The following is a 20,184-nucleotide window of genomic DNA, read 5'->3' as shown; positions in this document are numbered from 1 at the left end:
CTGGCATGTTGAGCGCGGATCAGCGCAAGGCGTTCAATGTGGCGCTGAAGCTGCAGGCGCCCTCTTCCGCGCTGCTCATGGCACCGCGCATGAAGGCGAACAGCTCGCGGCCGAAGCCGATGCCCGGGTCGGTCGGCGGCGCGGCCGGGATACGGGCCTCCCATTCCGCCGGGTCCACCAGCACCTTCAGCTCGCCCTTCACCCCGTCGACCCGCACCCGGTCGCCGTCGCGAATCCGCGCCAGCGGGCCGCCCTTGAGGGCCTCGGGGCTGAGGTGGATGGCCGAGGGCACCTTACCGGACGCGCCGGACATGCGCCCGTCGGTGACCAGTGCCACCTTGAAGCCACGGTCCTGCAGCACGCCGAGGAAGGGCGTCAGCTTGTGCAGTTCCGGCATGCCGTTGGCGGCGGGCCCCTGGAAGCGCACCACGGCGACGAAGTCCCGCTCCAGCTCGCCGGCCTTGAATGCCTCCGCCAGCTGCGTCTGGTCGTGGAAGACCCGGGCCGGCGCCTCCACCACCTGGTGCTCCGGCGCCACCGCCGACACCTTCATCACGCCCCGGCCAAGGTTGCCTTCCATCACCCGCAGGCCACCCTCGTGAGAGAACGGGTTGGACACCGGTCGCAGGATGGCCTCGTCGAGGCTGCCCACCGGGCCGTCGCGCCAGGCCAGTTGGCCGTCCTGCAGCACGGGCTCCTGGGTGTAGCGGTGCAGGCCGCGCCCCACCACGGTGTTGACGTCCTCGTGGAGCAGTTCGCCCTCCAGCAACTGGCGGATCAGGTAGGCGGTGCCGCCGGCGGCCTGGAACTGGTTGATGTCGGCCTGGCCGTTGGGGTAGATGCGCGCCAGGGTCGGCACCACCGCCGACAGGTCGGCCATGTCCTGCCAGGTGAGCTGGATGCCGGCGGACTGGGCCACCGCTACCCAGTGCAGGGTGTGATTGGTGGAGCCGCCGGTGGCCAGCAGCATCACCACGGCGTTGACCAGGGCCCGCTCGTCGACGATCTCCGCCAGGGGCCGGTACTCGCCGTTCTCCGGCGTCGAGCGGCACAGCTGGCGGGTCGCCTCGCGGGTCAGTTCGTCCCGCAGGGGCAGGTCCGGGTTGACGAAGGAGGCCCCCGGCAGGTGCAGGCCCATCACTTCCATCAGCATCTGGTTGGTGTTCGCCGTGCCGTAGAAGGTGCAGGTGCCGGGGCTGTGGTAGGACTTCATCTCCGACTCAAGCAGTTCCTCGCGGCTGGCTTTTCCCTCGGCGAAGCGCTGGCGCACGGCGGCCTTTTCCTTGTTGGAGAGCCCGGTGGGCATCGGCCCGCCGGGGACGAAGACGATCGGCAGGTGGCCGAAGCGCAGCGCGCCGATCAGCAGACCGGGGACGATCTTGTCGCAGATGCCCAGGCACAGCGCGGCGTCGAACATGTTGTGGGACAGGGCGATGGCGGTGCCCATGGCGATCACGTCGCGGCTCGCCAGGGACAGCTCCATGCCCGGCTCGCCCTGGGTCACACCGTCGCACATGGCCGGCACACCGCCGGCGAACTGGGCGGTGCAGCCCATCTCGTGGGCCGCCGCCTTGATCACCGCGGGGAAGCGCTCGTAGGGCTGGTGGGCGGACAGCATGTCGTTGTAGGCCGAGACGATGCCCAGATTGGCCTGGTTCATCAGCCGCAGGCGCTGCTTGTCGCCCTCGCCGCAGCCGGCGACACCGTGGGCGAAGTTGCCACAGGGCAGCGTGCCACGGTGCGGGCCCCGGCTGCCGGCAGCCTGCACTAGCTCCAGGTAGCGCTGCCGGGTCGCCTCGCTGCGGAGCTGGATGCGACGGGTGACTTCGAGGACTCGCGGATTCATGGCTATTCTCACGGACGGAGTGGATGTAGTTTTTATAACAAAAAATTCAGACAAAACCTCGGTAGATAGCCCATGCTTACCGACAAATAGTTATGGTAACCAACAAAGGAACGTCTTCATGGCCATTCGTCTCGCCATCAACGGCTTCGGCCGGGTCGGTCGCAACGTCCTGCGCGCCCTGCACGAGCATCCCCAGCGCGACCAGCTGGAGATCGTCGCCATCAACGACCTCGGCGACGCGCGGATCAATGCCCACCTCCTGAAATACGACAGCGTCCACGGCATCTTCCCCGCCGAGGTGCGCCATGACGAGGAGGCGCTGTGGGTCGATGGCACGCGCATCGCCATCACCGCCGAGCAGGACCCCGCGCAACTGCCCTGGAAAAGTCTAGACGTCGATATCGTCCTGGAGTGCACCGGACGTTTCACCCAGCGCGACAAGGCGGCCGCCCACCTGCAGGCGGGTGCGAAGAAGGTGCTGATCTCGGCCCCCGGCAAGGGCGCCGATGCCACGGTGGTCTACGGGGTCAACGACGACGTGCTGCGCCAGTCCCAGCAGGTCGTCTCCAACGCCTCCTGCACCACCAACTGCCTGGCACCGGTGGTCCAGGTGCTGCAGCGGGAACTGGGCATCGAGAGCGGGCTGATGACCACCATCCACGCCTACACCAACGACCAGAACCTGTCGGACGTCTACCACAAGGACATCTACCGGGCACGCTCGGCGACCCAGTCGATGATCCCCACCAAGACCGGCGCGGCCGAAGCGGTGGGTCTGGTGCTGCCGGACCTGGCGGGTAAACTCACCGGCCTGGCGGTGCGGGTGCCGCTGATCAACGTGTCCTTGGTGGACCTGACGGTGCTGGTGCAGCGCGATACCAGCGTCGAAGAGGTCAACCAGCTGTTCCGCGCCGCCACCGAGGGTTCGGCCACCTTCGGCTACAACGACGCGCCCCTGGTGTCCTGCGATTTCAACCACGACCCTCGCTCGTCCATCTTCGACGCCAACCACACCAAGGTCAGCGGCCGGATGGTCAAGGTCATGGCCTGGTACGACAACGAGTGGGCGTTCTCCTGGCGCATGCTGGACACCAGCCTGGCCTGGTGGAACGCCGCGCCCTGATCGTCAGGACGCCGGATCGTCGGGCGGCGGGGACGGGATGACCGTCACCGGCTCGACGACGGCGCCCGCGGCGTAGGTGTCGGAACGCTTGTACAGGGCGTGGACATGGCGCAGCAGCACCATGATCACTGCCGCCACCGGCAGCGCCAGCAATACGCCGGTGAAACCGAACAGCTGGCCGCCGGCCAGCACGGCGAAGATCACCGCCACCGGGTGCAGGCCGATGCGGTCGCCCACCAGCAGCGGGGTCAGCAGCATGCCTTCCAGGGCCTGGCCGACGCCGAACACCGCCATCACCCCCAGCATCGGGTACAGTTCGAAGCCGCCATGCTGGAACAGCACCGCAACGATGGCCGAGCCGAATCCCACCACGAAGCCCATGTAGGGCACGATGCTCGCCAGCCCCGCCAGCACGCCGATCAGCAACCCCAGGTCGAGGCCGACGACCATCAGCCCCACCGCATAGATCGCCCCCAGGGCCAGCATCACCAGCAACTGGCCACGGATGAACGCCCCCAGCACCTCGTGGCATTCCCCGGCCAGCCCCACTACCTGCTGCTCGCGGCTGCGCGGCAGCAGGCCCTGCAGCTTGGCCATCATCAGGTCCCAGTCCCGCAGCAGGTAAAAGCACACCACCGGGATCAGCAGCAGGTTGCCCAGCCACGCCAGCAGGGCCAGCCCCGAGGCCGTGGCCTGGCTGAGCACCACGCTGACGATGTCGGTGGTCTGGTCCAGGTGGGAGGACAGCGCGGTCTTGAGCCGGTCGAAGCGCCAGAACCCCTCGGCCAGGCCGAAGCGGGCCTGCACCCAGGGCAGCGCCACGTGCTGCAGCCAGTCCAGCATCTGCGGCAGCATCTGGTAGAGCTTCACCAACTGCTTGCCGAGCATCGGCACCAGCACCACCAGCAGGACCAGCCAGAGCGCGGTGAACAGGGCGAACACCGCCACCACGCCCCAGGTGCGGGACAGGCCGGCGCGCTCCAGGCGGTCCACCAGCGGGTCGCCCAGGTAGGCCAGCAGCATCGCCACCAGGAACGGCGAGAGGATCGGCGAGATCAGGTAGATCAGCCAGCCGGCGAACAGCAGGCCGGCCAGCCACAGCCAACGACGGGAATCGGACATGGAGCGCGTCCTCGAAAAAAGGGGCGGGGGCGGAGGCTGGCTTCAGCGGAAGCGCAGCACCCCGTCGTTGGCGGCCGGAGCCGGAGCGGGCTGGCCCTCGGCGGGGGCGGGTGCCGGCTCGCCGGTGACCTCCTGCAGGTGCGCCAGGGCCAGCTGCGCGCGCAGCTGTTCGACGGTGGCGGTAACCCGGTAGCGCAGGCGGTCGCCGTCCACCTGCAGCAGGCGCCCACCCAAGGGGGTCAGCAGACGCTCCAGCTCGGCGTAGCGGCTCAGGTCGACGCCCTGCACCTCCACGGTGAGGTCGCTGCCGGCGCCTGGCGCGGTGACGAAACGCGGCGCCAGCCGCTCGGCCACTGCCAGCATCACTGCATCCGCCACGGCCGCCGGGTTGGCGCCCTCGGCGCTGCCCTGCTCGGCACTTTCCCCCAGCCACAGCCGCCATTGGGCGTGCCAGGCACCGTTTTCCTCGCGGGCATGGACCGCCAACAGGGCATCCGCGGCATAGCGCTCGGAGACCGGCCGCAAGGCGTCCGGCTGGGCGGCTTCCAGGGCCTCGGGGGTCGCCACCAGTTGTTCGCTGAGGTCCGCCAGCGGCAGCCGCAGCGGCAGGCCACGGTAATCGCCCGCCGTGCGCAGCGCGCCGCCGGCCTCCTGGCCATCGCCCACCAGGGTGGCGCCGTCGGCGTTCTCGTTGAGCCACCAGACCAGCAGGCTCGGGCGGTTGGCGCCCCACAGCGGCAGCCCGGCCTGGCGCAGGCTGCGGTCGGTGCTGACCGGGTCGAACTCCACCACCAGGGCGTCGCCCTCGTAGGCGTACTGGCCGATGACCTGCTGGGGGTCCTTGCGCAACCCGGCCAGGGCCGGGTTCTCCGCCGCCTTGCGGTCGCCGGTCAGACGCACCAGCAGCGCGTCGAGGGCACGCGCCAGGCCCTGGTCGCGGGCCTCGGGCTGTTGGCTGGAGACGGGCTCGCGCACCTGGTAGAGGGTGGTGACGTTCTCGGCCAGGGCCGACAGGCTGGACAGCGACAGGCTCAGGACAAGCAGGCGGGCGATGGCGCGCATGGGACTCTCGCAGTTCGACGGCGAAAAAGGCTTATACCTTAAACAGCCGCCCGGCAGGCGGCAACCGAACGCCCATGGGCCGGGGCCGCCGCGATGGCCGCTCACCGGCAAGCCTGATAAAATCCGCCGCCTTCGCAGACCGGCGGACACGCCGCCGACCCGACTTTCCTTCAAGGGCCTGGATCATGAGCAAGCAACCCTCCCTCAGCTACAAGGACGCCGGTGTCGACATCGACGCCGGCGAAGCGCTGGTCGAGCGCATCAAGGGCGTGGCCAAGCGCACCGCGCGCCCCGAGGTGATGGGCGGGCTGGGCGGGTTCGGCGCCCTCTGCGAGATTCCCGCCGGCTACAAGCAGCCGGTGCTGGTCTCCGGCACCGACGGGGTCGGCACCAAGCTGCGCCTGGCCCTGAACCTGAACAAACACGACAGCATCGGCCAGGACCTGGTGGCCATGTGCGTCAACGACCTGGTGGTGTGCGGCGCCGAGCCGCTGTTCTTCCTCGACTACTACGCCACCGGCAAGCTCAACGTCGACGTGGCCGCCACCGTGGTCACCGGGATCGGCGCCGGCTGCGAGCTGGCCGGCTGCTCCCTGGTGGGCGGCGAGACCGCCGAGATGCCCGGCATGTACGAGGGCGAGGACTACGACCTGGCCGGCTTCTGCGTCGGCGTGGTGGAAAAGGCCGAGATCATCGACGGTTCGAAAGTGGTGGCCGGCGACGCCCTGATCGCCCTGCCCTCCTCCGGCCCCCACTCCAACGGCTACTCGCTGATCCGCAAGATCATCGAGGTGTCTGGTGCCGACATCGAAGCCACCGACCTGGATGGCAAGAAACTGACAGACCTGCTGATGGCGCCGACCCGCATCTACGTCAAGCCGCTGCTGCAGCTGATCAAGCGCACCGGCGCGGTCAAGGCCATGGCCCACATCACCGGCGGCGGCCTGCTGGACAACATCCCGCGCGTGCTGCCCGACGGCGCCCAGGCGCTGATCGACGTGGCCAGCTGGGAGCGCCCGGCGGTGTTCGACTGGCTGCAGGCCCAGGGCAACGTCGACGAGCACGAGATGCACCGCGTGCTCAACTGCGGTGTCGGCATGGTCATCTGCGTCGCCCAGCAGGACGTCGAGGCGGCGCTCCAGGCCCTGCGCGAAGCAGGCGAGCAGCCTTGGGTGATCGGTCGCATCGGCGAGGCCGCCGACGACGCGCCGCGCGTCGTGCTGAACAACCTGAAAGGCCGCTGATGGCGACACCCTGCAATGTGGTGGTGCTGATCTCCGGCGGCGGCAGCAACCTGCAGGCGCTGATGGACAGCATCGGCACCGGCGACGTGCCCGCCCGCATCACGGCCGTGCTCTCCAACCGTGCCGATGCCTACGGCCTGCGCCGCGCTGAACAGGCCGGCATCGAGACCGTGGTGCTGGACCACAAGGCCTACGAGGGCCGCGAGGCCTTCGATGCGGCGCTGATCCAGGCCATCGACGCCCGCGGCGCCGACCTGGTGGTGCTGGCCGGCTTCATGCGCATCCTCAGCGCCGGCTTCGTCCGCCACTACGAAGGCCGCCTGCTGAACATCCATCCGTCGTTGCTGCCCAAGCACAAGGGCCTGCACACCCACCAGCGCGTGCTGGAGGCAGGCGAGGCCGAACACGGCTGCAGCGTGCACTTCGTCACCGAGGAACTCGATGGGGGGCCCTTGGTCGTACAGGCGGTGATCCCGGTCCGGCCGGACGACACCCCGGAAAGCCTCGCCCAACGCGTTCACGTGCAGGAACACCTCATCTATCCGCTGGCCGTGCGCTGGTTCGCCGAAGGCCGCTTGCGCCTCGGCGTCGCCGGTGCCGAACTGGACGGTGAACCGCTACCGGCCAGCGGCCGGTCGATTCGTCATTAGGAGACTCGCCAATGCGTCGTGCCTTGCTCTTGCTCCTCGCCTGCTTCGCCCTGCCCGTGGTGGCAGCGGAACCGGCCGAGCCCAAACCCTTCACCGCCAGCTACACCGCGGACTGGAAGCAGGTGCCGTTCAGCGGCACCGCCGGCCGCAGCCTGAAGAAGCTCGACGACGGGCGCTGGCAGCTGGATTTCGAAGCCTCCATGCTGGTGGCCAGCCTCAGCGAAGTGAGCAGCTTCCGCATGGAGAAAGGCGTCTTCCTGCCGCAGAACTACCGCCTCAACCGCAATGGCCTGGGCAAGGGCAAGCAGGTCGAGCTGGACTTCGACTGGAGCCAGAAGCAAGTCATCGGCAATGACCGCGGCGAACCGGTGCGGCAACTGCTCAACCGCGGCCTGCTGGACAAGTCTACCTACCAGATGGCCCTGCAGCACGACGTGGCCGCCGGCAAGAAGAGCATGAGCTACCAGGTGATCGACGGCGAAGACATCGAGACCTACGACTTCCGCGTCCTCGGCGAGGAGCGGGTCGACACCCAGGCCGGCACCGTGGACGCCATCAAGGTGGAGCGGGTCCGCGACCCGACCCAGAGCTCCCGCAAGACCGTGCTGTGGTTCGCCAAGGACTGGGACTTCCTGCTGGTGCGCCTGCACCAGGTGGAGAAGGACGGCAAGGAGTACCAGATCATGCTCAAGGAGGGCACGGTGGGCGGCAGGAAGGTGGTGGGCGCCGCCTCCTGATCCCACCCCTCATGAAAAAAGCCGGGCTAGCCCGGCTTTTTTTCGTCTGCGATCAGCGGCTTACCACATGAGGTCGTCGGGGACCTTGTAGGCGGCGTAGGGGTCGTCGGCATCCGGCTCTTCGGTGGAGGTGTTGAGCAGCACCACGCGACGCGGGTCGCGTTCCTGGATCTTCAGCGCCGCATCGCGCGGGATGACCTCGTAGCCGCCGCCATGGCGCACGATGGCCAGGGAGCCGCGGCTCAATTTGTCGCGCATCAGGGCGTTCACCGAGAGGCGCTTGACCTTCTTCTCGTCGACGAAGTTGTAGTAGTCCTCGGTGGTCAGCTTCGGCAGGCGGCTGCTCTCGATCAGTTGCTTGACCTGGGCGATCCGCGCCTTCTGGTCGGCCTTTTCCTGCTGCTGGCGATTCAGCTCCTGGTCCCGCGCGGCCTTTTCCGCGCGCGCCTGCAAGGCGGCCTGGCGCTGGGTATCGTCCTTCTCCACCTGGTTCTTGTGCTCCAGGCGCTGCTGCTTCTGTTTCTGCTTGGTGGCCTGCTTGGCCTGCTTCTCGTTGACCAGGCCGGCTTTCAGCAGCTGGTCGCGCAATGACATGCTCATCGTTAACGAATCATCCGGCATCCAGGGTGAGGGGTTCGTCGAATCGGGTTCGTCGACGGTCGACCATCCTCCGGCTTGCGCCGTCGATGCGCAAGACCCGGTGGACATCCCGGCCCCTGGCGGCGACACTTCGCCTCCTCCCGCACCACCCTCGGTAGCCCCATGACCGCTTCACTCGCCGCCAAGCTTTCCCTCGTCGGGCTGTTCGTCGCCAGCGTGCTGTTCGTGCACCTGCGCGGGCGCGCCCGCCTGCCGTTCCTGCGCCAGCTGGTGAACTACTCGGCGCTGTTCGCGCCCTACAACTCGCTGATGTACCTGTTCTCCGCCACGCCGTCCCGGCCGTACCTGGAGCGCCGTGACTTTCCCGAGCTGGACCTGCTGCGCGACAACTGGGAAACCATCCGCGACGAGGCCATGCAGTTGTTCGACGAGGGCTACATCCGCGCGGCGCTGCACGACAACGAGGCGGGCTTCGGTTCGTTCTTCAAGAAAGGCTGGAAACGGTTCTACCTGACCTGGTACGACGGCGCACTGCCCTCGGCCCAGCGCCTGTGCCCGAAGACCGTGGCGCTGCTGGAGCAGATCCCCCGGGTGAAGGGCGCGATGTTCACCCTGCTGCCCGGCCCCGGTCACCTGAACCCCCACCGCGACCCCTTCGCCGGCTCGCTGCGCTATCACCTGGGCCTCGCCACCCCCAACTCCGACGCCTGCCGCATCTACGTGGATGGCCAGCCCTACGCCTGGCGCGACGGCGAGGACGTGATGTTCGACGAGACCTACGTGCACTGGGTGAAGAACGAGACCGAGGTGACCCGGGTCATCCTGTTCTGCGACGTGGAGCGGCCGCTGCCGGAGCCGATTCGCACGATCAACCGCTGGATCAGTGGCGTGCTGGGCCGGGCCACCGCGCCGCAGAACGTCGAGGGCGAACGGGTCGGCGCGATCAACCGGGCCTACGGCGGCTTCAAGCGCTTCGGCAACCTGATCGGCAGCCAGGTGAAGCGTTTCAAGCGGCGCTCGCCCCGGGCCTACAAAATCCTCAAGCCCATCCTGGCGGTCGCCCTGCTGACCCTGCTCGGCTGGTGGATCGTTCGCTGAGCCTCAGCAGGTCGGGGCGCCGCGCTCCTGGCGCTTCGCCTCGACCCACAGGGCCTCCAGTTCGTCCAGTTCGCAACGCTCCACGGCCCGACCCTCGCGCCGCAGGCTGTCCTCGATGAAGCGGAAGCGCCGCTCGAACTTGCGGCTGGCGGCCCGCAGCGCTGCCTCTGGCTCCACCGCCAGGTGGCGTGCCAGGTTCACCACGACGAACAGCAGGTCGCCCACTTCGTCTTCGATGTCCGCCTGGTGATTGCGGCTCATCGCCTCCAGCACCTCTTCCAACTCCCCGCGCACCGCGTCCACCACCGGCAGGGCGTCCGGCCAGTCGAAGCCGACCTGGGCGGCGCGTTTCTGCAGCTTCGCCGCGCGACTCAGGGCCGGCAGCGCGGTGGGCACGTCGTCCAGCAGCGACAACTGCTCCGGGGCCGCCGCCTTTTCCGCCCGCTCCTCCGCCTTCAGGTCCTCCCAGCGCCGCTTCACCGCTGCCTCGTCCAGGCGCGGGGCATCCGGGGCGCCGTACAGGTCGCCGTCGGGGAATACGTGGGGATGGCGGCGGACCAGCTTGCGGGTGATGGCGTCCACCACCGTGGCGAACTCGAAGCGCCCCTCCTCCCGGGCCAGCTGGCTGTAGTAGACGACCTGGAACAGCAGGTCGCCCAGCTCGCCGGGCAGGTGGTCGAAGTCGCCCCGCTCGATGGCATCGGCGACCTCGTAGGCCTCTTCCAGGGTATGGGGGACGATGCTGGCGTAGTCCTGCTTGAGGTCCCAGGGACAGCCGTGCTGCGGGTCGCGCAAGCGCGCCATCAGGTGCAGGAGGTCGTCGAGTCGGTACATGGCGAGGTCCTGTGGAAGGAAGGCGCCGGGCACGGGGGTGCCCGGCGGGAGACGGTCAGGCGGCGCGGTTGCGCCGCGCTTCGATGACATTGGGCAACTGGGCGATGCGCGCCAGCAGGCGGCCGAGGGCGTCGAGGCCGGGAATCTCGATGGTCAGCAGCATCGAGGCGGTGTTGTCGTCCTTGTTGGACCGGGTGTTGACCGCCAGGACGTTGATCCGGTCGTTGAGCAACACCTGGGAAACGTCCCGCAGCAGACCGGAGCGATCGAAGGCGCGGACGACGATGTCCACCGGGTAGGTCTGCACCGGCACCGGTCCCCAGTTCACCTGGATGATCCGTTCCGGCTCGCGGGCCTCCAGCTGCAGCACCGAGGCGCAGTCCTGGCGGTGGATGCTGACGCCGCGGCCCTGAGTGATGTAGCCGACGATGGGATCGCCGGGCAGCGGCTGGCAGCAGCCGGCCATCTGCGTGAGCAGGTTGCCGACGCCCTGGATCTGGATGTCGCCGCGCTTGCCATGGCCGACCTTGCTGGGCTTGCGCGGGATCAGCTCCAACTGCTCGTTGCCGCGCTCCGGCTCCACCAGGGACTGGGCGTAGCCCACCACATGGGCCAGGCGCAGGTCGCCGGCGCCGAGGGCGGCGAACATGTCGTCGGCGGTCTTGTAGTTGGCCTTCTCCGCGACCTTCTCGAAGTCCACCGGCGGCAACGCCAGGCGCGCCAGTTCGCGCTCCAGCATGGCCTTGCCGGCGGCGACGTTCTGGTCCCGGGCCTGCAGCTTGAACCAGTGGACGATCTTCGCCCGGGCACGGGACGTGGTGATGTAGCCCAGGTTGGGGTTGAGCCAGTCGCGGCTGGGGGCGCCCTGCTTGCCGGTGATGATCTCCACCTGCTCGCCGGTCTGCAGGCTGTAGTTGAGGGGCACGATGCGCCCGTTGATCTTGGCACCCCGGCAGTTGTGGCCGATCTCGGTATGGACCCGGTAGGCGAAGTCCAGGGGCGTCGCCCCCTTGGGCAGGTCGATGGCGTGGCCATCGGGAGTGAACACATAAACCCGGTCGGGCTCTATGTCGACCCGCAACTGGTCGGCCAGGCCGCCGATGTCGCCCAGCTCCTCGTGCCATTCGAGGACCTGGCGCAGCCAGGAAATCTTCTCTTCGTAGTGGTTGGAGCTGGCCTTGACGTCGGTGCCCTTGTAGCGCCAGTGGGCGCAGACCCCCAGCTCGGCCTCCTCGTGCATGGAATAGGTGCGGATCTGCACCTCCAGCACCTTGCCGTCGGGGCCGATCACCGCGGTGTGCAGGGAGCGGTAGCCGTTTTCCTTGGGGTTGGCGATGTAGTCGTCGAATTCCTTGGGGATGTGCCGCCACAGGGTGTGCACGATGCCCAGAGCGGTGTAGCAATCCCGCACCTCCGGCACCAGCACGCGCACCGCGCGCACGTCGTAGATCTGGCTGAATTCCAGGCCCTTGCGCTGCATCTTCCGCCAGATGGAATAGATGTGCTTGGCGCGGCCGCTGATGTCGGCCTTGATGCCGGTGGCGGTGAGTTCGTCGCGCAGCTGCTGCATGACCGTGGCGATGTACTGCTCGCGGTCCAGGCGGCGCTCGTGCAGCAGCTTGGCGATCTGCTTGTACTGGTCCGGCTCCAGGTAGCGGAAGGACAGGTCCTCCAGCTCCCACTTGATGTGGCCGATGCCCAGCCGGTGGGCCAGGGGCGCGTAGATGTCGAACACTTCCCGGGCGACCCGGTGGCGCTTCTCGTCGTCGGCATTCTTCACCGCGCGGATCGCGGAGGTGCGCTCGGCCAGCTTGATCAGCGCCACCCGCACGTCGTCGACCATCGCCACCAGCATCTTGCGCAGGTTCTCCACCTGCACCTGGGTGCCCAGCACCAGGGTCTGCCGCGGGCTCAGGCTGGTGCTGATGGCGGCCATGCGCAGCACGCCCTCCACCAGCTTGGCCACCACCGGGCCGAAGCGCTGCTGCACCGTGGCCAGGGGAATCTTGCCCTCGCGCACGCCGCGGTATACCACCGCGGCCACCAGGGAATCCTGGTCGAGCTTGAGGTCGGCGAGGATCTCGGCGATTTCCAGCCCGAAGTGGAAGCTGCTGCCGCCCTCGACCCAGGCATGCTGCGCCGGGTTGTCCGGCTGCTCGGCTTCGCGGGCGAATTCGCACGCCTCCCTGAGCGCCGCCCGGTCGAGCACCGGGTCGAGGCCGCAGACGTGGTCGAGCCACGCGTCGAGGTTGATGCTGCCGTCGTGGTTGACCGGCTGGTTCGCTCTCACCTGTACCATCTGAACACCTTCCCTACGGCATGCGCCAGACATGCCGAACGTACGCCAGCCTTCTCCGGGCCGGTCGGATTGACATCAGAGGGCGCGATTCCCTTGCACCCTTGTGACACCGAATGTGTCACTCGCCGGTCGGGTCAACCCGCCCGGCGCACGAACAAGGCCATGGCTTCGGCATGGGCCGTCTGCGGGAACATGTCGAGCAGTCCCGCACGCACCAGGCGAAAGCCCTGCCGCACCAGTTCCGCGGCGTCCCGGGCCAGGGTCGCCGGGTTGCAGGACACGTACAGCACCCGCTGCGCGCCCAGCCGTTCCATCTGTTGCACCACCTCGAAAGCACCGTCCCGGGGCGGGTCCAGCAGCACCGCGTCGAAGCCGCCGGCAGCCCAGGGCATTTCGGCAAGCGCCTTCGACAGGTCGGCCTGGTAAAAGTGCAGGTTGCCCAGGCCGTTCGCCGCAGCGTTCTCCCGGGCCCTCGCCACCATCGTGTCCACGCCCTCCACCGCCACCACCTCGCGGGCTTCCCGCGCCAGCGGCAGGGCGAAATTGCCCAGGCCGCAGAACAGGTCCAGCACCCGCTCGCCGGGCTGGACCGCCAGCCAGGCCAGCGCCTGCTCCACCATCGCCTGGTTGATCCCGGCGTTCACCTGCACGAAATCACCGGGCCGGTATTGCAGCGACAGCGTTCCCAAAAAGTAGCCCAAGCGCGTGCCGGGCCGGTCGGCTGCCGGCTCGCCGGTACCCTGCAGCCAGAGCTGGGCGTCATGCGCCGCGCAGAAGGCCCGCAGCCGGTCCAGGTCCGCCGTCCCCAGGGGCGCGGTATGCCGCAGCAGCACGGCCTGGGCATCGCCGTCGAACAGCTCGACGTGGCCCACGGCCTGGGGCTTGTCCAGGCTGCGCAACACCGCCGGTAACGCTTCGGCCAGTGTTTGCAAGGGACGTACCAGCACCGGGCATTCTTCAATGGAGACGATGGCCTGGCTGGCGGCGGCGCGGAACCCCACGTCCAGGCGGTTCGCCTTGGCATCCCAGCGCACCGCCAGGCGGGCGCGGCGCCGGTAGCCGAATTCCGGCCCGCTCAGGGGCGCAGCCCACTCGTCGGGCTCCAGCCGGGCGACCCGGGCGAGTTGGTCGGCCAGGCTCTGCTGCTTCAGGGCCAGTTGGTCGGCGTGGGGCAGGTGCTGCAGGGTGCAGCCGCCGCAGACCCGGGCATGCCGGCAGGGCTCGGGACGGCGGGGCTCGCGGGCTTCCAGCAGGCGTTCGAGGCGCGCCTCCACCACCTGGGCGCGGGCGCCCAGCACCCGGGCCTCGACCCGCTCGCCCGGCAGGGCGCCAGCGACAAACCAGGTGCGGCCGCCCTCGTGGGCAATGCCGCGGCCGTCCGGCGCCAGGCGCTCGACCGACAGCACCTGCTTCTTGCCCACGGGAAGCGCGGGAGCGCGGGCGCCGCCACTGGGCTGGAAGCGCAGCCCGGCGTTACGTTTGGCCATCGATGCGAACACTCATGTGAAGCGGCTCCCGCGCGGGGAGCGGTCGACGGGCGTCCTCGGACGCCCGGTTTCAATCCTCGGGCTGATCGTAGATCCCGGTGGACAGGTAGCGGTCGCCGCGGTCGCAGATGATTGCCACCATCACCGCGTTTTCCACCTCCCGGGACAGCCGCAGCATCGCCGCCACCGCGCCGCCGGAGGACACGCCGCAGAAGATGCCTTCCTCACGGGCCAGCCGGCGCATGGTGTCTTCGGCCTCGCGCTGGGCCATGTCGATGACCCGGTCCACCCGCTCGGCCTGGTAGATGCTCGGCAGGTACTCCTGGGGCCAGCGACGGATGCCGGGGATCGCGGCGCCTTCCTGGGGCTGCAGGCCGACGATCTGGATCGCCGGGTTCTGCTCCTTGAGGTAACGCGACACCCCCATGATGGTGCCGGTGGTGCCCATGGAGCTGACGAAATGGGTGACGCTGCCGCCGGTCTGGCGCCAGATCTCCGGGCCAGTGCCGTGGTAGTGGGCTTCCGGGTTGTCGCCGTTGGCGAACTGGTCGAGCACCTTGCCCTGGCCGCTGGACTGCATGGACAGCGCCAGGTCCCGAGCACCCTCCATGCCCTCGTCCTTGCTCACCACGATCAGCTCGGCGCCGTAGGCGGTCATCGCCGCCTTGCGCTCGGCGCTCATGTTGTCCGGCATGATCAGCACCATGCGGTAGCCCTTGATGGCCGCCGCCATGGCCAGGGCGATCCCGGTGTTCCCGGAAGTCGCCTCGATCAGGGTGTCGCCGGGCTGGATCGCCCCGCGGTTTTCGGCCCGGGTGATCATCGACAGGGCCGGGCGGTCCTTCACCGAGCCGGCCGGGTTGTTGCCCTCCAGCTTCACCAGCAGGGTGTTGGACGTGTCGCCGGGCAGGCGTTGCAGGCGCACCAGCGGCGTGTTGCCGATGCAGTCGGCGATGGTCGGATACTGCAGGGTCATGGTGGGCTCACGATCCGGGCGACTGAAAAAGGGCGCCCATGATACCGGCAAACCCGGCGGGTCCATATTGCATCGCGTTGTCTGCTTATTTCATAAGGAAATAACGGACCGGCGAAACGACGGCGGAGACGACTGCAGCGCCGGTATTTCGCCCCGTGGCGACGGCCGGTTCCCGGAAAGCCAACGGCGCGGCGACTCACCTTCGACGAATGGTTACACTGCGGACATCTTTACAGGGCAAGGAGAAGCGCCAGTGTTCCAGGATCTCGGCATCAAGGGCCGCGTGCTGCTTCTCACCCTGTTGCCCACCACCCTACTGGCGCTGGTCCTGGGCGGTTACTTCACCTGGATGCAGCTGAGCGACATGCAGACCCAGCTGCTGCAGCGCGGCGAGATGATCGCCGAACAGCTGGCGCCCCTGGCCGCGCCGTCCCTCGCCAGCAAGGACGGCGTGCTGCTGGAGCGCATCGCCAACCGAGCCCTGGACCAGCCGGACGTACGCGCGGTGAGCTTCCTCGACACCGAGCGGCGGCGCCTCTCCTACGCCGGGCCGAGCATGCTCAACCAGGTCCCCAGCGGGGACGGCAACCACGTCGCCCTGATCAGCAGCGCCGACGCCACGCGCTTCCTGCTGCCGGTATTCGGCCGCCATCGCTCCCTGTCCCTGGACGACGATTCCGACGCCGACCAACTGCTGGGTTGGGTGGAACTGGAGCTGTCCCACCAGGGCACCCTGCTGCGGGGCTACCGCAGCCTGTTCGCCAGCCTGCTGCTGATCGCCACGGGGCTGGCGGTCACGGCGCTGCTGGCGGTGCGCATGGCCCGCTCCATCAACGAACCGCTGTGGCAGATCAAGCTGGGCGTGGCGCAGTTGAAAGAGGGCCGCCTGGAAACCCGCCTGCCGGCCCTGGGCAGCCACGAACTGGACGAAGTCGCCAGCGGCATCAACCGCATGGCCGAGGCGCTGCAGAGCGCCCAGGAAGAACTGCAACACAACATCGACCAGGCCACCGAAGACGTGCGGCAGAACCTGGAGACCATCGAGATCCAGAACATCGAGCTGGACCTGGCACGCAAGGAGGCCCTGGAAGCGAGTCGGGTGAAGTCGGAATTCCTCGCCAACATGAGCCACGAAATCCGTACGCCCCTCAACGGCATCCTCGGCTTCACCAACCTGCTGATGAAGAGCGAGCTGAGTCCGCGCCAGCAGGACTACCTGTCCACCATCGGCAAGTCCGCCGACAGCCTGCTGGGCATCATCAACGAAATCCTCGACTTCTCGAAGATCGAGGCCGGCAAGCTGGTGCTGGAAAGCATCCCGTTCAACCTGCGCGACCTGATCCAGGAAACCCTCACCATCCTCGCCCCGGCCGCCCACGACAAGCAGCTGGAGCTGGTCAGCCTGATCTACCGCGACACCCCGCTGCAGTTGGTGGGCGACCCGCTGCGCCTGAAGCAGGTGCTGACCAACCTGGTGAGCAACGCCATCAAGTTCACCCGCGAAGGCACCATCGCCGTGCGCGCCATGCTGGAAGACGAGAGCAACGACGGCCGCGCGGCCCTGCGCATCAGCGTGCAGGACAGCGGCATCGGCCTGAGCGACGAAGACCTGCGGGCGCTGTTCCAGGCCTTCAGCCAGGCGGACAACTCGCTGTCGCGGCAGGCCGGCGGCACCGGGCTGGGGCTGGTCATCTCCAAGCGCCTGATCGAGCAGATGGGCGGCGAGATCGGCGTGTCCAGCACGCCGGGGGAAGGCTCGGAGTTCTGGATCAGCGTGACGCTACCCCGGGCCCGGGACGACGCCGACGACCTGCCGCGGGCGCCACTCACGGGCCGGCGCGTGGCTCTGCTGGAAAAACACGAGCTGGCGCGCCAGTCCCTGCAGCACCAATTGGAAGACTGCGGCCTGGAGGTGCTCCAGGCGGCGAGCCTGGAAGGCCTGCTGGATGCGGTGACCGGCGCCCGCCACAGCGGCCGGCCCATCGACCTGGCGGTACTGGGCGTCACCACACAGGACCAGCCGCCGGAAAGCCTGCGGGAGCGCATCTGGGACCTGGACCGGCTCGGCTGCAAGTGCCTGGTGCTGTGCCCTACCACCGAGCAGTCGATGTTCCATGGCGTGCTGCCGGACGGCAACAGCCAGTTGCAGTCCAAGCCGGTCTGCACCCGCAAGTTGCAGCGGGCCCTGGCCGACCTGATCAGCCCGCGCCTGCCCAGGCCCGACCCCGCGCCCCTGGTCACCAGCAGCCGGGCGCCGCGCCTGCTGTGCGTGGACGACAACCCGGCCAACCTGCTGCTGGTGCAGACCCTACTGGGGGACATGGGCGCCCAGGTGCTGGCGGTGGATAGCGGCCACAGGGCCCTGGAAGTGGTGCAGGAAGAGCGTTTCGACCTGGTGCTGATGGACGTGCAGATGCCCGGCATGGACGGGCGCCAGGCCACCGAGGCGATCCGCCAGTGGGAAGAGCGCCAGGAAAAGGAACCGGTCCCCATCGTCGCCCTCACCGCCCACGCTCTGGCCAACGAGAAGCGCGCCCTGCTGCAGAGCGGCATGGACGACTACCTCACCAAGCCCATCAATGAACGCCAACTGGCCCAGGTGGTGCTCAAGTGGACGGGGCTGTCCCTGCACCAGCAGGGCCAGGAGCGCGCCCCGGAGGCCCCGCCAGCGCCGGAGCTGAGCGTGCTGGACGCCGACGAGGGCCTGCGCCTGGCGGCCGGCAAGCCGGACCTGGCCGCGGACATGTTGAACATGCTGCTGGCCTCCCTGGACAGCGACCGCGAGGCGATCCGCCAGGCCCGGGACGGCGAGGACCGGGTGGCGCTGATCGAGCGCGTCCACCGCCTGCACGGCGCCACCCGCTATTGCGGCGTGCCGCAGCTGCGGGCCGCCTGCCAGCGCAGCGAGACCCTGCTCAAGCAGGAAGACCCGGGCGCCGGACGCGCCCTCGATGACCTGGATGCGGCCATCCTGCGCCTGGCCGAGCAGGCCCGCGCCTCGGCGGCCTGAACGGCGCCCACCGCATCCGGGCCCGCCCCCACTCCATCGACGCGACAAGGAGACCCGCGCCATGCGCATCATGCTGTTCAGCAGCCAACGCTACGACCAGGAAAGTTTCGGTGCCGCCAATGCCGAACGGCGCTTCGACCTGACCTTCCAGGACACCCGCCTCGACCTGGACACCGCGCCCCTGGCCGAGGGCTGTGAGGTGGTCTGCGCCTTCATCAACGACGACCTCGGCGCGCCGGTGCTGGAGCGCCTCGCCGCCGGCGGCACCCGGCTGGTCGCCCTGCGCTCGGCGGGCTACAACCATGTCGACCTGCTGGCCGCCGCACGCCTCGGCCTGGATGTGGTACGGGTGCCCGCCTATTCCCCTTACGCGGTGGCCGAACACGCCGTGGGGCTGATCCTGGCGCTGTCGCGGCGCCTCTACCGGGCTTACAACCGAACCCGCGACGGTGACTTCAGCCTGCACGGGCTGATCGGCTTCGACCTGCGCGGCAAGACCGTGGGCGTGGTGGGCACCGGGCAGATCGGCGCGGTATTCGCGCGGATCATGAGTGGCTTCGGCTGCCAGGTGCTGGCCCACGACCCGTTTCCCCAGCCCGACCTGGAAGCCCTGGGGGTGCGCTACGTGGACCAGGACCAGTTGTTCGCCCGCGCCGACATCGTCAGCCTGCACTGCCCGCTGCTGCCGGACACCCGCCACCTGATCGACGCCGAGACCCTGCAGCGCATGAAGCCGGGGGTGATGCTCATCAACACCAGCCGCGGCGCGCTGGTGGACACCCCGGCGCTGATCGAGGCGCTGAAGAGCGGGCGCCTGGGCTACCTCGGCCTGGACGTGTACGAAGAGGAAGCCCGGCTGTTCTTCGAGGACCGCTCTGATCTGCCGCTGCAGGACGACGTGCTGGCCCGCCTGCTGACCTTCCCCAACGTCATCATCACCGCGCACCAGGCGTTCCTCACCCGCGAAGCCCTGCAGGCCATCGCCGCCACGACCCTGGAGAACGTCGCCGCCTGGTCAGCCGGCGACGTGCGCAACCGGGTCGAGGCCTAGTGCCTCGACGGTGCGATCCGGCGGGGCCTGTCGTCGCGGTCGGCAAATCCGCCCTCGGCACCACCGCCGGCAGCCCGTACACTGGCGACTGTCTCCGGGCGACCGGCCGCCAGGCCCGCCGCCCCGTTCATGCCGGACACGGACGAGCGTTCGTCCCCGTCGCGGCACCACCGCCGGCCCGCCGGCGTTCAGGAAGCGTCATGGTCGAACACGATTTCCGCTACACCCTGCTCAACCCTTCCCACACCCTCAACGAATGCCGCGCCCTGGCGCCGGGCCGCTATCAGGTCACCGGCAGCGGCGGTTCGATCCAGGTGGGCGATGCCCTGCTGGTCACCCTCAAGGGCAGCCGCGACCTGCACATGCGCCTGCAGGTGGAGAAGGTCCGGCACCTGATCAACCCGCCCGGCCAGTGGCTGGCGGTGGCCAAGGGCCCGGCGTTCCGCGAGCTGGCGATCCACCGCTGGGAAGTCCACTGCGACGGTTGCGGCAAGGCCCTGGACCTGGAGTTCGCCGTGGACGCCAGCCTTGGCGAACCCGCCCGGCGCCCCGCCGCCGAGGCGCGCCTGCAGGAACTGGGCTGGGCCGCCCAGGCCGGCCGTCACCTCTGCCCGACCTGCCGCCAGGAGAGCACGCCATGAACCGCCCCCTTGCCGCCGCCCTGCTGGGCACGTTGCTGGCCGGCTGCGCCAGCGAGCCGCCCACCCGGCTCGAACGGGAAGTCGTCTACCAGGTGCAATGGATCGACGAACGCCCGCTGCTGGAACGCAGCCACCTGACCCTCACCCTGGGGGACGACGGCCGTGCCTACGGCACCGCGGGCTGCAACCACTGGTTCGCCCCGTACCAGCTGGAGGGCGAGCGCCTGCGGTTCAGCCAGGTGGGCAGCACCCGCAAGCTCTGCGCGGAGCCGCTGATGGAGCAAGAGCAACGCTTCCTCGATGCCCTGGGTCGGGTGGAGCGCTGGGATGCCTCGCCGCTGGATCAACTGCGGTTGTGGCCCGCCCAGGGCAAGCCCATCCGCCTCGACCCCGAGCGCAGCTGA

The 20,184-nt window shown here is 68.8% G+C and carries 17 protein-coding genes; 9 read left to right on the top strand and 8 right to left on the bottom strand.

All coding sequences use genetic code 11. The features are described 5' to 3' along the window. Nucleotides 1-19: 19 nt before the first annotated feature. Complete coding sequence (gene edd, locus FM069_RS07560; RefSeq protein WP_143487684.1) at nucleotides 20-1,846, bottom strand: phosphogluconate dehydratase; 1,827 nt, start codon at nucleotides 1,844-1,846, stop codon at nucleotides 20-22. A 118-nt stretch (nucleotides 1,847-1,964) separates the two neighbouring features. Here edd and gap point away from each other — a divergent pair, with 118 nt between their 5' ends. After that, a complete protein-coding gene (gap, locus tag FM069_RS07555; RefSeq protein WP_143487683.1) occupies nucleotides 1,965-2,969 on the top strand; it encodes a type I glyceraldehyde-3-phosphate dehydrogenase in 1,005 nt (334 codons plus the stop codon). 3 nt (nucleotides 2,970-2,972) lie between these two features. On the opposite strand, the gene FM069_RS07550 is transcribed toward gap, so the two are convergent. Both FM069_RS07550 and FM069_RS07545 read right to left on the bottom strand, forming a co-directional pair. Continuing rightward, nucleotides 2,973-4,091, bottom strand: coding sequence for an AI-2E family transporter (locus FM069_RS07550; protein ID WP_143487682.1), 1,119 nt, complete (start codon nucleotides 4,089-4,091; stop codon nucleotides 2,973-2,975). A gap of 42 nt (nucleotides 4,092-4,133) precedes the next feature. Then, the gene (locus tag FM069_RS07545) at nucleotides 4,134-5,153 is read right to left on the bottom strand and encodes a DUF2066 domain-containing protein (RefSeq protein WP_143487681.1); all 1,020 of its coding nucleotides are present in this window, start codon (nucleotides 5,151-5,153) and stop codon (nucleotides 4,134-4,136) included. Nucleotides 5,154-5,335: 182 nt separating this feature from the next. Between FM069_RS07545 and purM the strand changes: the two genes are divergently transcribed. The 3 genes from purM to FM069_RS07530 are packed head-to-tail and all read left to right on the top strand — an operon-like array spanning nucleotide 5,336 to nucleotide 7,784. Beyond that, a complete protein-coding gene (purM, locus tag FM069_RS07540; protein ID WP_178106689.1) occupies nucleotides 5,336-6,397 on the top strand; it encodes a phosphoribosylformylglycinamidine cyclo-ligase in 1,062 nt (353 codons plus the stop codon). Continuing rightward, nucleotides 6,397-7,047: a phosphoribosylglycinamide formyltransferase gene (purN, locus tag FM069_RS07535; RefSeq protein ID WP_143487679.1), complete on the top strand. Its 651-nt coding sequence runs from the start codon at nucleotides 6,397-6,399 to the stop codon at nucleotides 7,045-7,047. The genes purM and purN overlap by 1 nt, the downstream gene beginning before the upstream one ends. Nucleotides 7,048-7,058: 11 nt before the next feature. Then, the gene (locus FM069_RS07530) at nucleotides 7,059-7,784 is read left to right on the top strand and encodes a DUF3108 domain-containing protein (protein ID WP_143487678.1); all 726 of its coding nucleotides are present in this window, start codon (nucleotides 7,059-7,061) and stop codon (nucleotides 7,782-7,784) included. Between the two features lie 60 nt (nucleotides 7,785-7,844). On the opposite strand, the gene FM069_RS07525 is transcribed toward FM069_RS07530, so the two are convergent. After that, entirely contained in the window at nucleotides 7,845-8,384 is a 540-nt protein-coding gene (locus tag FM069_RS07525) for a DUF2058 domain-containing protein (protein ID WP_143487677.1), read from the bottom strand. 162 nt (nucleotides 8,385-8,546) lie between these two features. On the opposite strand from FM069_RS07525, the gene FM069_RS07520 reads away from it, so the two are divergent. Continuing rightward, nucleotides 8,547-9,482 (top strand): aspartyl/asparaginyl beta-hydroxylase domain-containing protein, encoded by a 936-nt coding sequence (locus FM069_RS07520; protein WP_143487676.1) that lies wholly within the window; start codon nucleotides 8,547-8,549, stop codon nucleotides 9,480-9,482. 3 nt (nucleotides 9,483-9,485) lie between these two features. Here FM069_RS07520 and mazG read toward each other — a convergent pair whose 3' ends face one another. The 4 genes from mazG to cysM form a co-directional block, all read right to left on the bottom strand. Next, entirely contained in the window at nucleotides 9,486-10,316 is an 831-nt protein-coding gene (gene mazG, locus FM069_RS07515) for a nucleoside triphosphate pyrophosphohydrolase (protein ID WP_143487675.1), read from the bottom strand. 55 nt (nucleotides 10,317-10,371) lie between these two features. Next, a complete protein-coding gene (gene relA / locus FM069_RS07510; RefSeq protein ID WP_143487674.1) occupies nucleotides 10,372-12,615 on the bottom strand; it encodes a GTP diphosphokinase in 2,244 nt (747 codons plus the stop codon). A gap of 134 nt (nucleotides 12,616-12,749) precedes the next feature. Continuing rightward, the gene (gene rlmD / locus FM069_RS07505) at nucleotides 12,750-14,102 is read right to left on the bottom strand and encodes a 23S rRNA (uracil(1939)-C(5))-methyltransferase RlmD (protein WP_143487673.1); all 1,353 of its coding nucleotides are present in this window, start codon (nucleotides 14,100-14,102) and stop codon (nucleotides 12,750-12,752) included. A gap of 70 nt (nucleotides 14,103-14,172) precedes the next feature. Then, a complete protein-coding gene (gene cysM / locus FM069_RS07500) occupies nucleotides 14,173-15,078 on the bottom strand; it encodes a cysteine synthase CysM (protein ID WP_143487672.1) in 906 nt (301 codons plus the stop codon). A gap of 253 nt (nucleotides 15,079-15,331) precedes the next feature. Here cysM and FM069_RS07495 point away from each other — a divergent pair, with 253 nt between their 5' ends. The 4 genes from FM069_RS07495 (at nucleotide 15,332) to FM069_RS07480 (ending at nucleotide 20,184) form a co-directional block, all read left to right on the top strand. After that, nucleotides 15,332-18,088, top strand: a complete 2,757-nt coding sequence (locus FM069_RS07495) for a response regulator (RefSeq protein WP_143487671.1) — start codon at nucleotides 15,332-15,334, stop codon at nucleotides 18,086-18,088. Between the two features lie 61 nt (nucleotides 18,089-18,149). Then, nucleotides 18,150-19,139 (top strand): 2-hydroxyacid dehydrogenase, encoded by a 990-nt coding sequence (locus tag FM069_RS07490; RefSeq protein WP_143487670.1) that lies wholly within the window; start codon nucleotides 18,150-18,152, stop codon nucleotides 19,137-19,139. Between the two features lie 200 nt (nucleotides 19,140-19,339). Further along, nucleotides 19,340-19,780, top strand: coding sequence for a hypothetical protein (locus tag FM069_RS07485; RefSeq protein WP_143487669.1), 441 nt, complete (start codon nucleotides 19,340-19,342; stop codon nucleotides 19,778-19,780). Further along, nucleotides 19,777-20,184, top strand: a complete 408-nt coding sequence (locus FM069_RS07480) for an META domain-containing protein (protein ID WP_143487668.1) — start codon at nucleotides 19,777-19,779, stop codon at nucleotides 20,182-20,184. Before FM069_RS07485 ends, FM069_RS07480 begins: the two co-directional genes overlap by 4 nt.

The organism is Pseudomonas mangiferae (assembly GCF_007109405.1).
GTDB classification, from domain to species: domain Bacteria; phylum Pseudomonadota; class Gammaproteobacteria; order Pseudomonadales; family Pseudomonadaceae; genus Pseudomonas_T; species Pseudomonas_T mangiferae.
Note: the sequence above shows the minus strand (reverse complement) of the source record. Positions and strands in the feature narration are given on the sequence as shown.

Coding starts and splice junctions, on each gene's coding strand:
- rlmD (WP_143487673.1), bottom strand. CDS start 14,102: ATGGCCAAACGTAACGCCGGGCTGCGCTTCCAGCCCAGTGGCGGCGCC.
- FM069_RS07490 (WP_143487670.1), top strand. CDS start 18,150: ATGCGCATCATGCTGTTCAGCAGCCAACGCTACGACCAGGAAAGTTTC.
- FM069_RS07545 (WP_143487681.1), bottom strand. CDS start 5,153: ATGCGCGCCATCGCCCGCCTGCTTGTCCTGAGCCTGTCGCTGTCCAGC.
- relA (WP_143487674.1), bottom strand. CDS start 12,615: ATGGTACAGGTGAGAGCGAACCAGCCGGTCAACCACGACGGCAGCATC.
- FM069_RS07485 (WP_143487669.1), top strand. CDS start 19,340: ATGGTCGAACACGATTTCCGCTACACCCTGCTCAACCCTTCCCACACC.
- purN (WP_143487679.1), top strand. CDS start 6,397: ATGGCGACACCCTGCAATGTGGTGGTGCTGATCTCCGGCGGCGGCAGC.
- FM069_RS07525 (WP_143487677.1), bottom strand. CDS start 8,384: ATGAGCATGTCATTGCGCGACCAGCTGCTGAAAGCCGGCCTGGTCAAC.
- FM069_RS07520 (WP_143487676.1), top strand. CDS start 8,547: ATGACCGCTTCACTCGCCGCCAAGCTTTCCCTCGTCGGGCTGTTCGTC.
- FM069_RS07480 (WP_143487668.1), top strand. CDS start 19,777: ATGAACCGCCCCCTTGCCGCCGCCCTGCTGGGCACGTTGCTGGCCGGC.
- cysM (WP_143487672.1), bottom strand. CDS start 15,078: ATGACCCTGCAGTATCCGACCATCGCCGACTGCATCGGCAACACGCCG.
- mazG (WP_143487675.1), bottom strand. CDS start 10,316: ATGTACCGACTCGACGACCTCCTGCACCTGATGGCGCGCTTGCGCGAC.
- FM069_RS07550 (WP_143487682.1), bottom strand. CDS start 4,091: ATGTCCGATTCCCGTCGTTGGCTGTGGCTGGCCGGCCTGCTGTTCGCC.
- FM069_RS07530 (WP_143487678.1), top strand. CDS start 7,059: ATGCGTCGTGCCTTGCTCTTGCTCCTCGCCTGCTTCGCCCTGCCCGTG.
- edd (WP_143487684.1), bottom strand. CDS start 1,846: ATGAATCCGCGAGTCCTCGAAGTCACCCGTCGCATCCAGCTCCGCAGC.
- gap (WP_143487683.1), top strand. CDS start 1,965: ATGGCCATTCGTCTCGCCATCAACGGCTTCGGCCGGGTCGGTCGCAAC.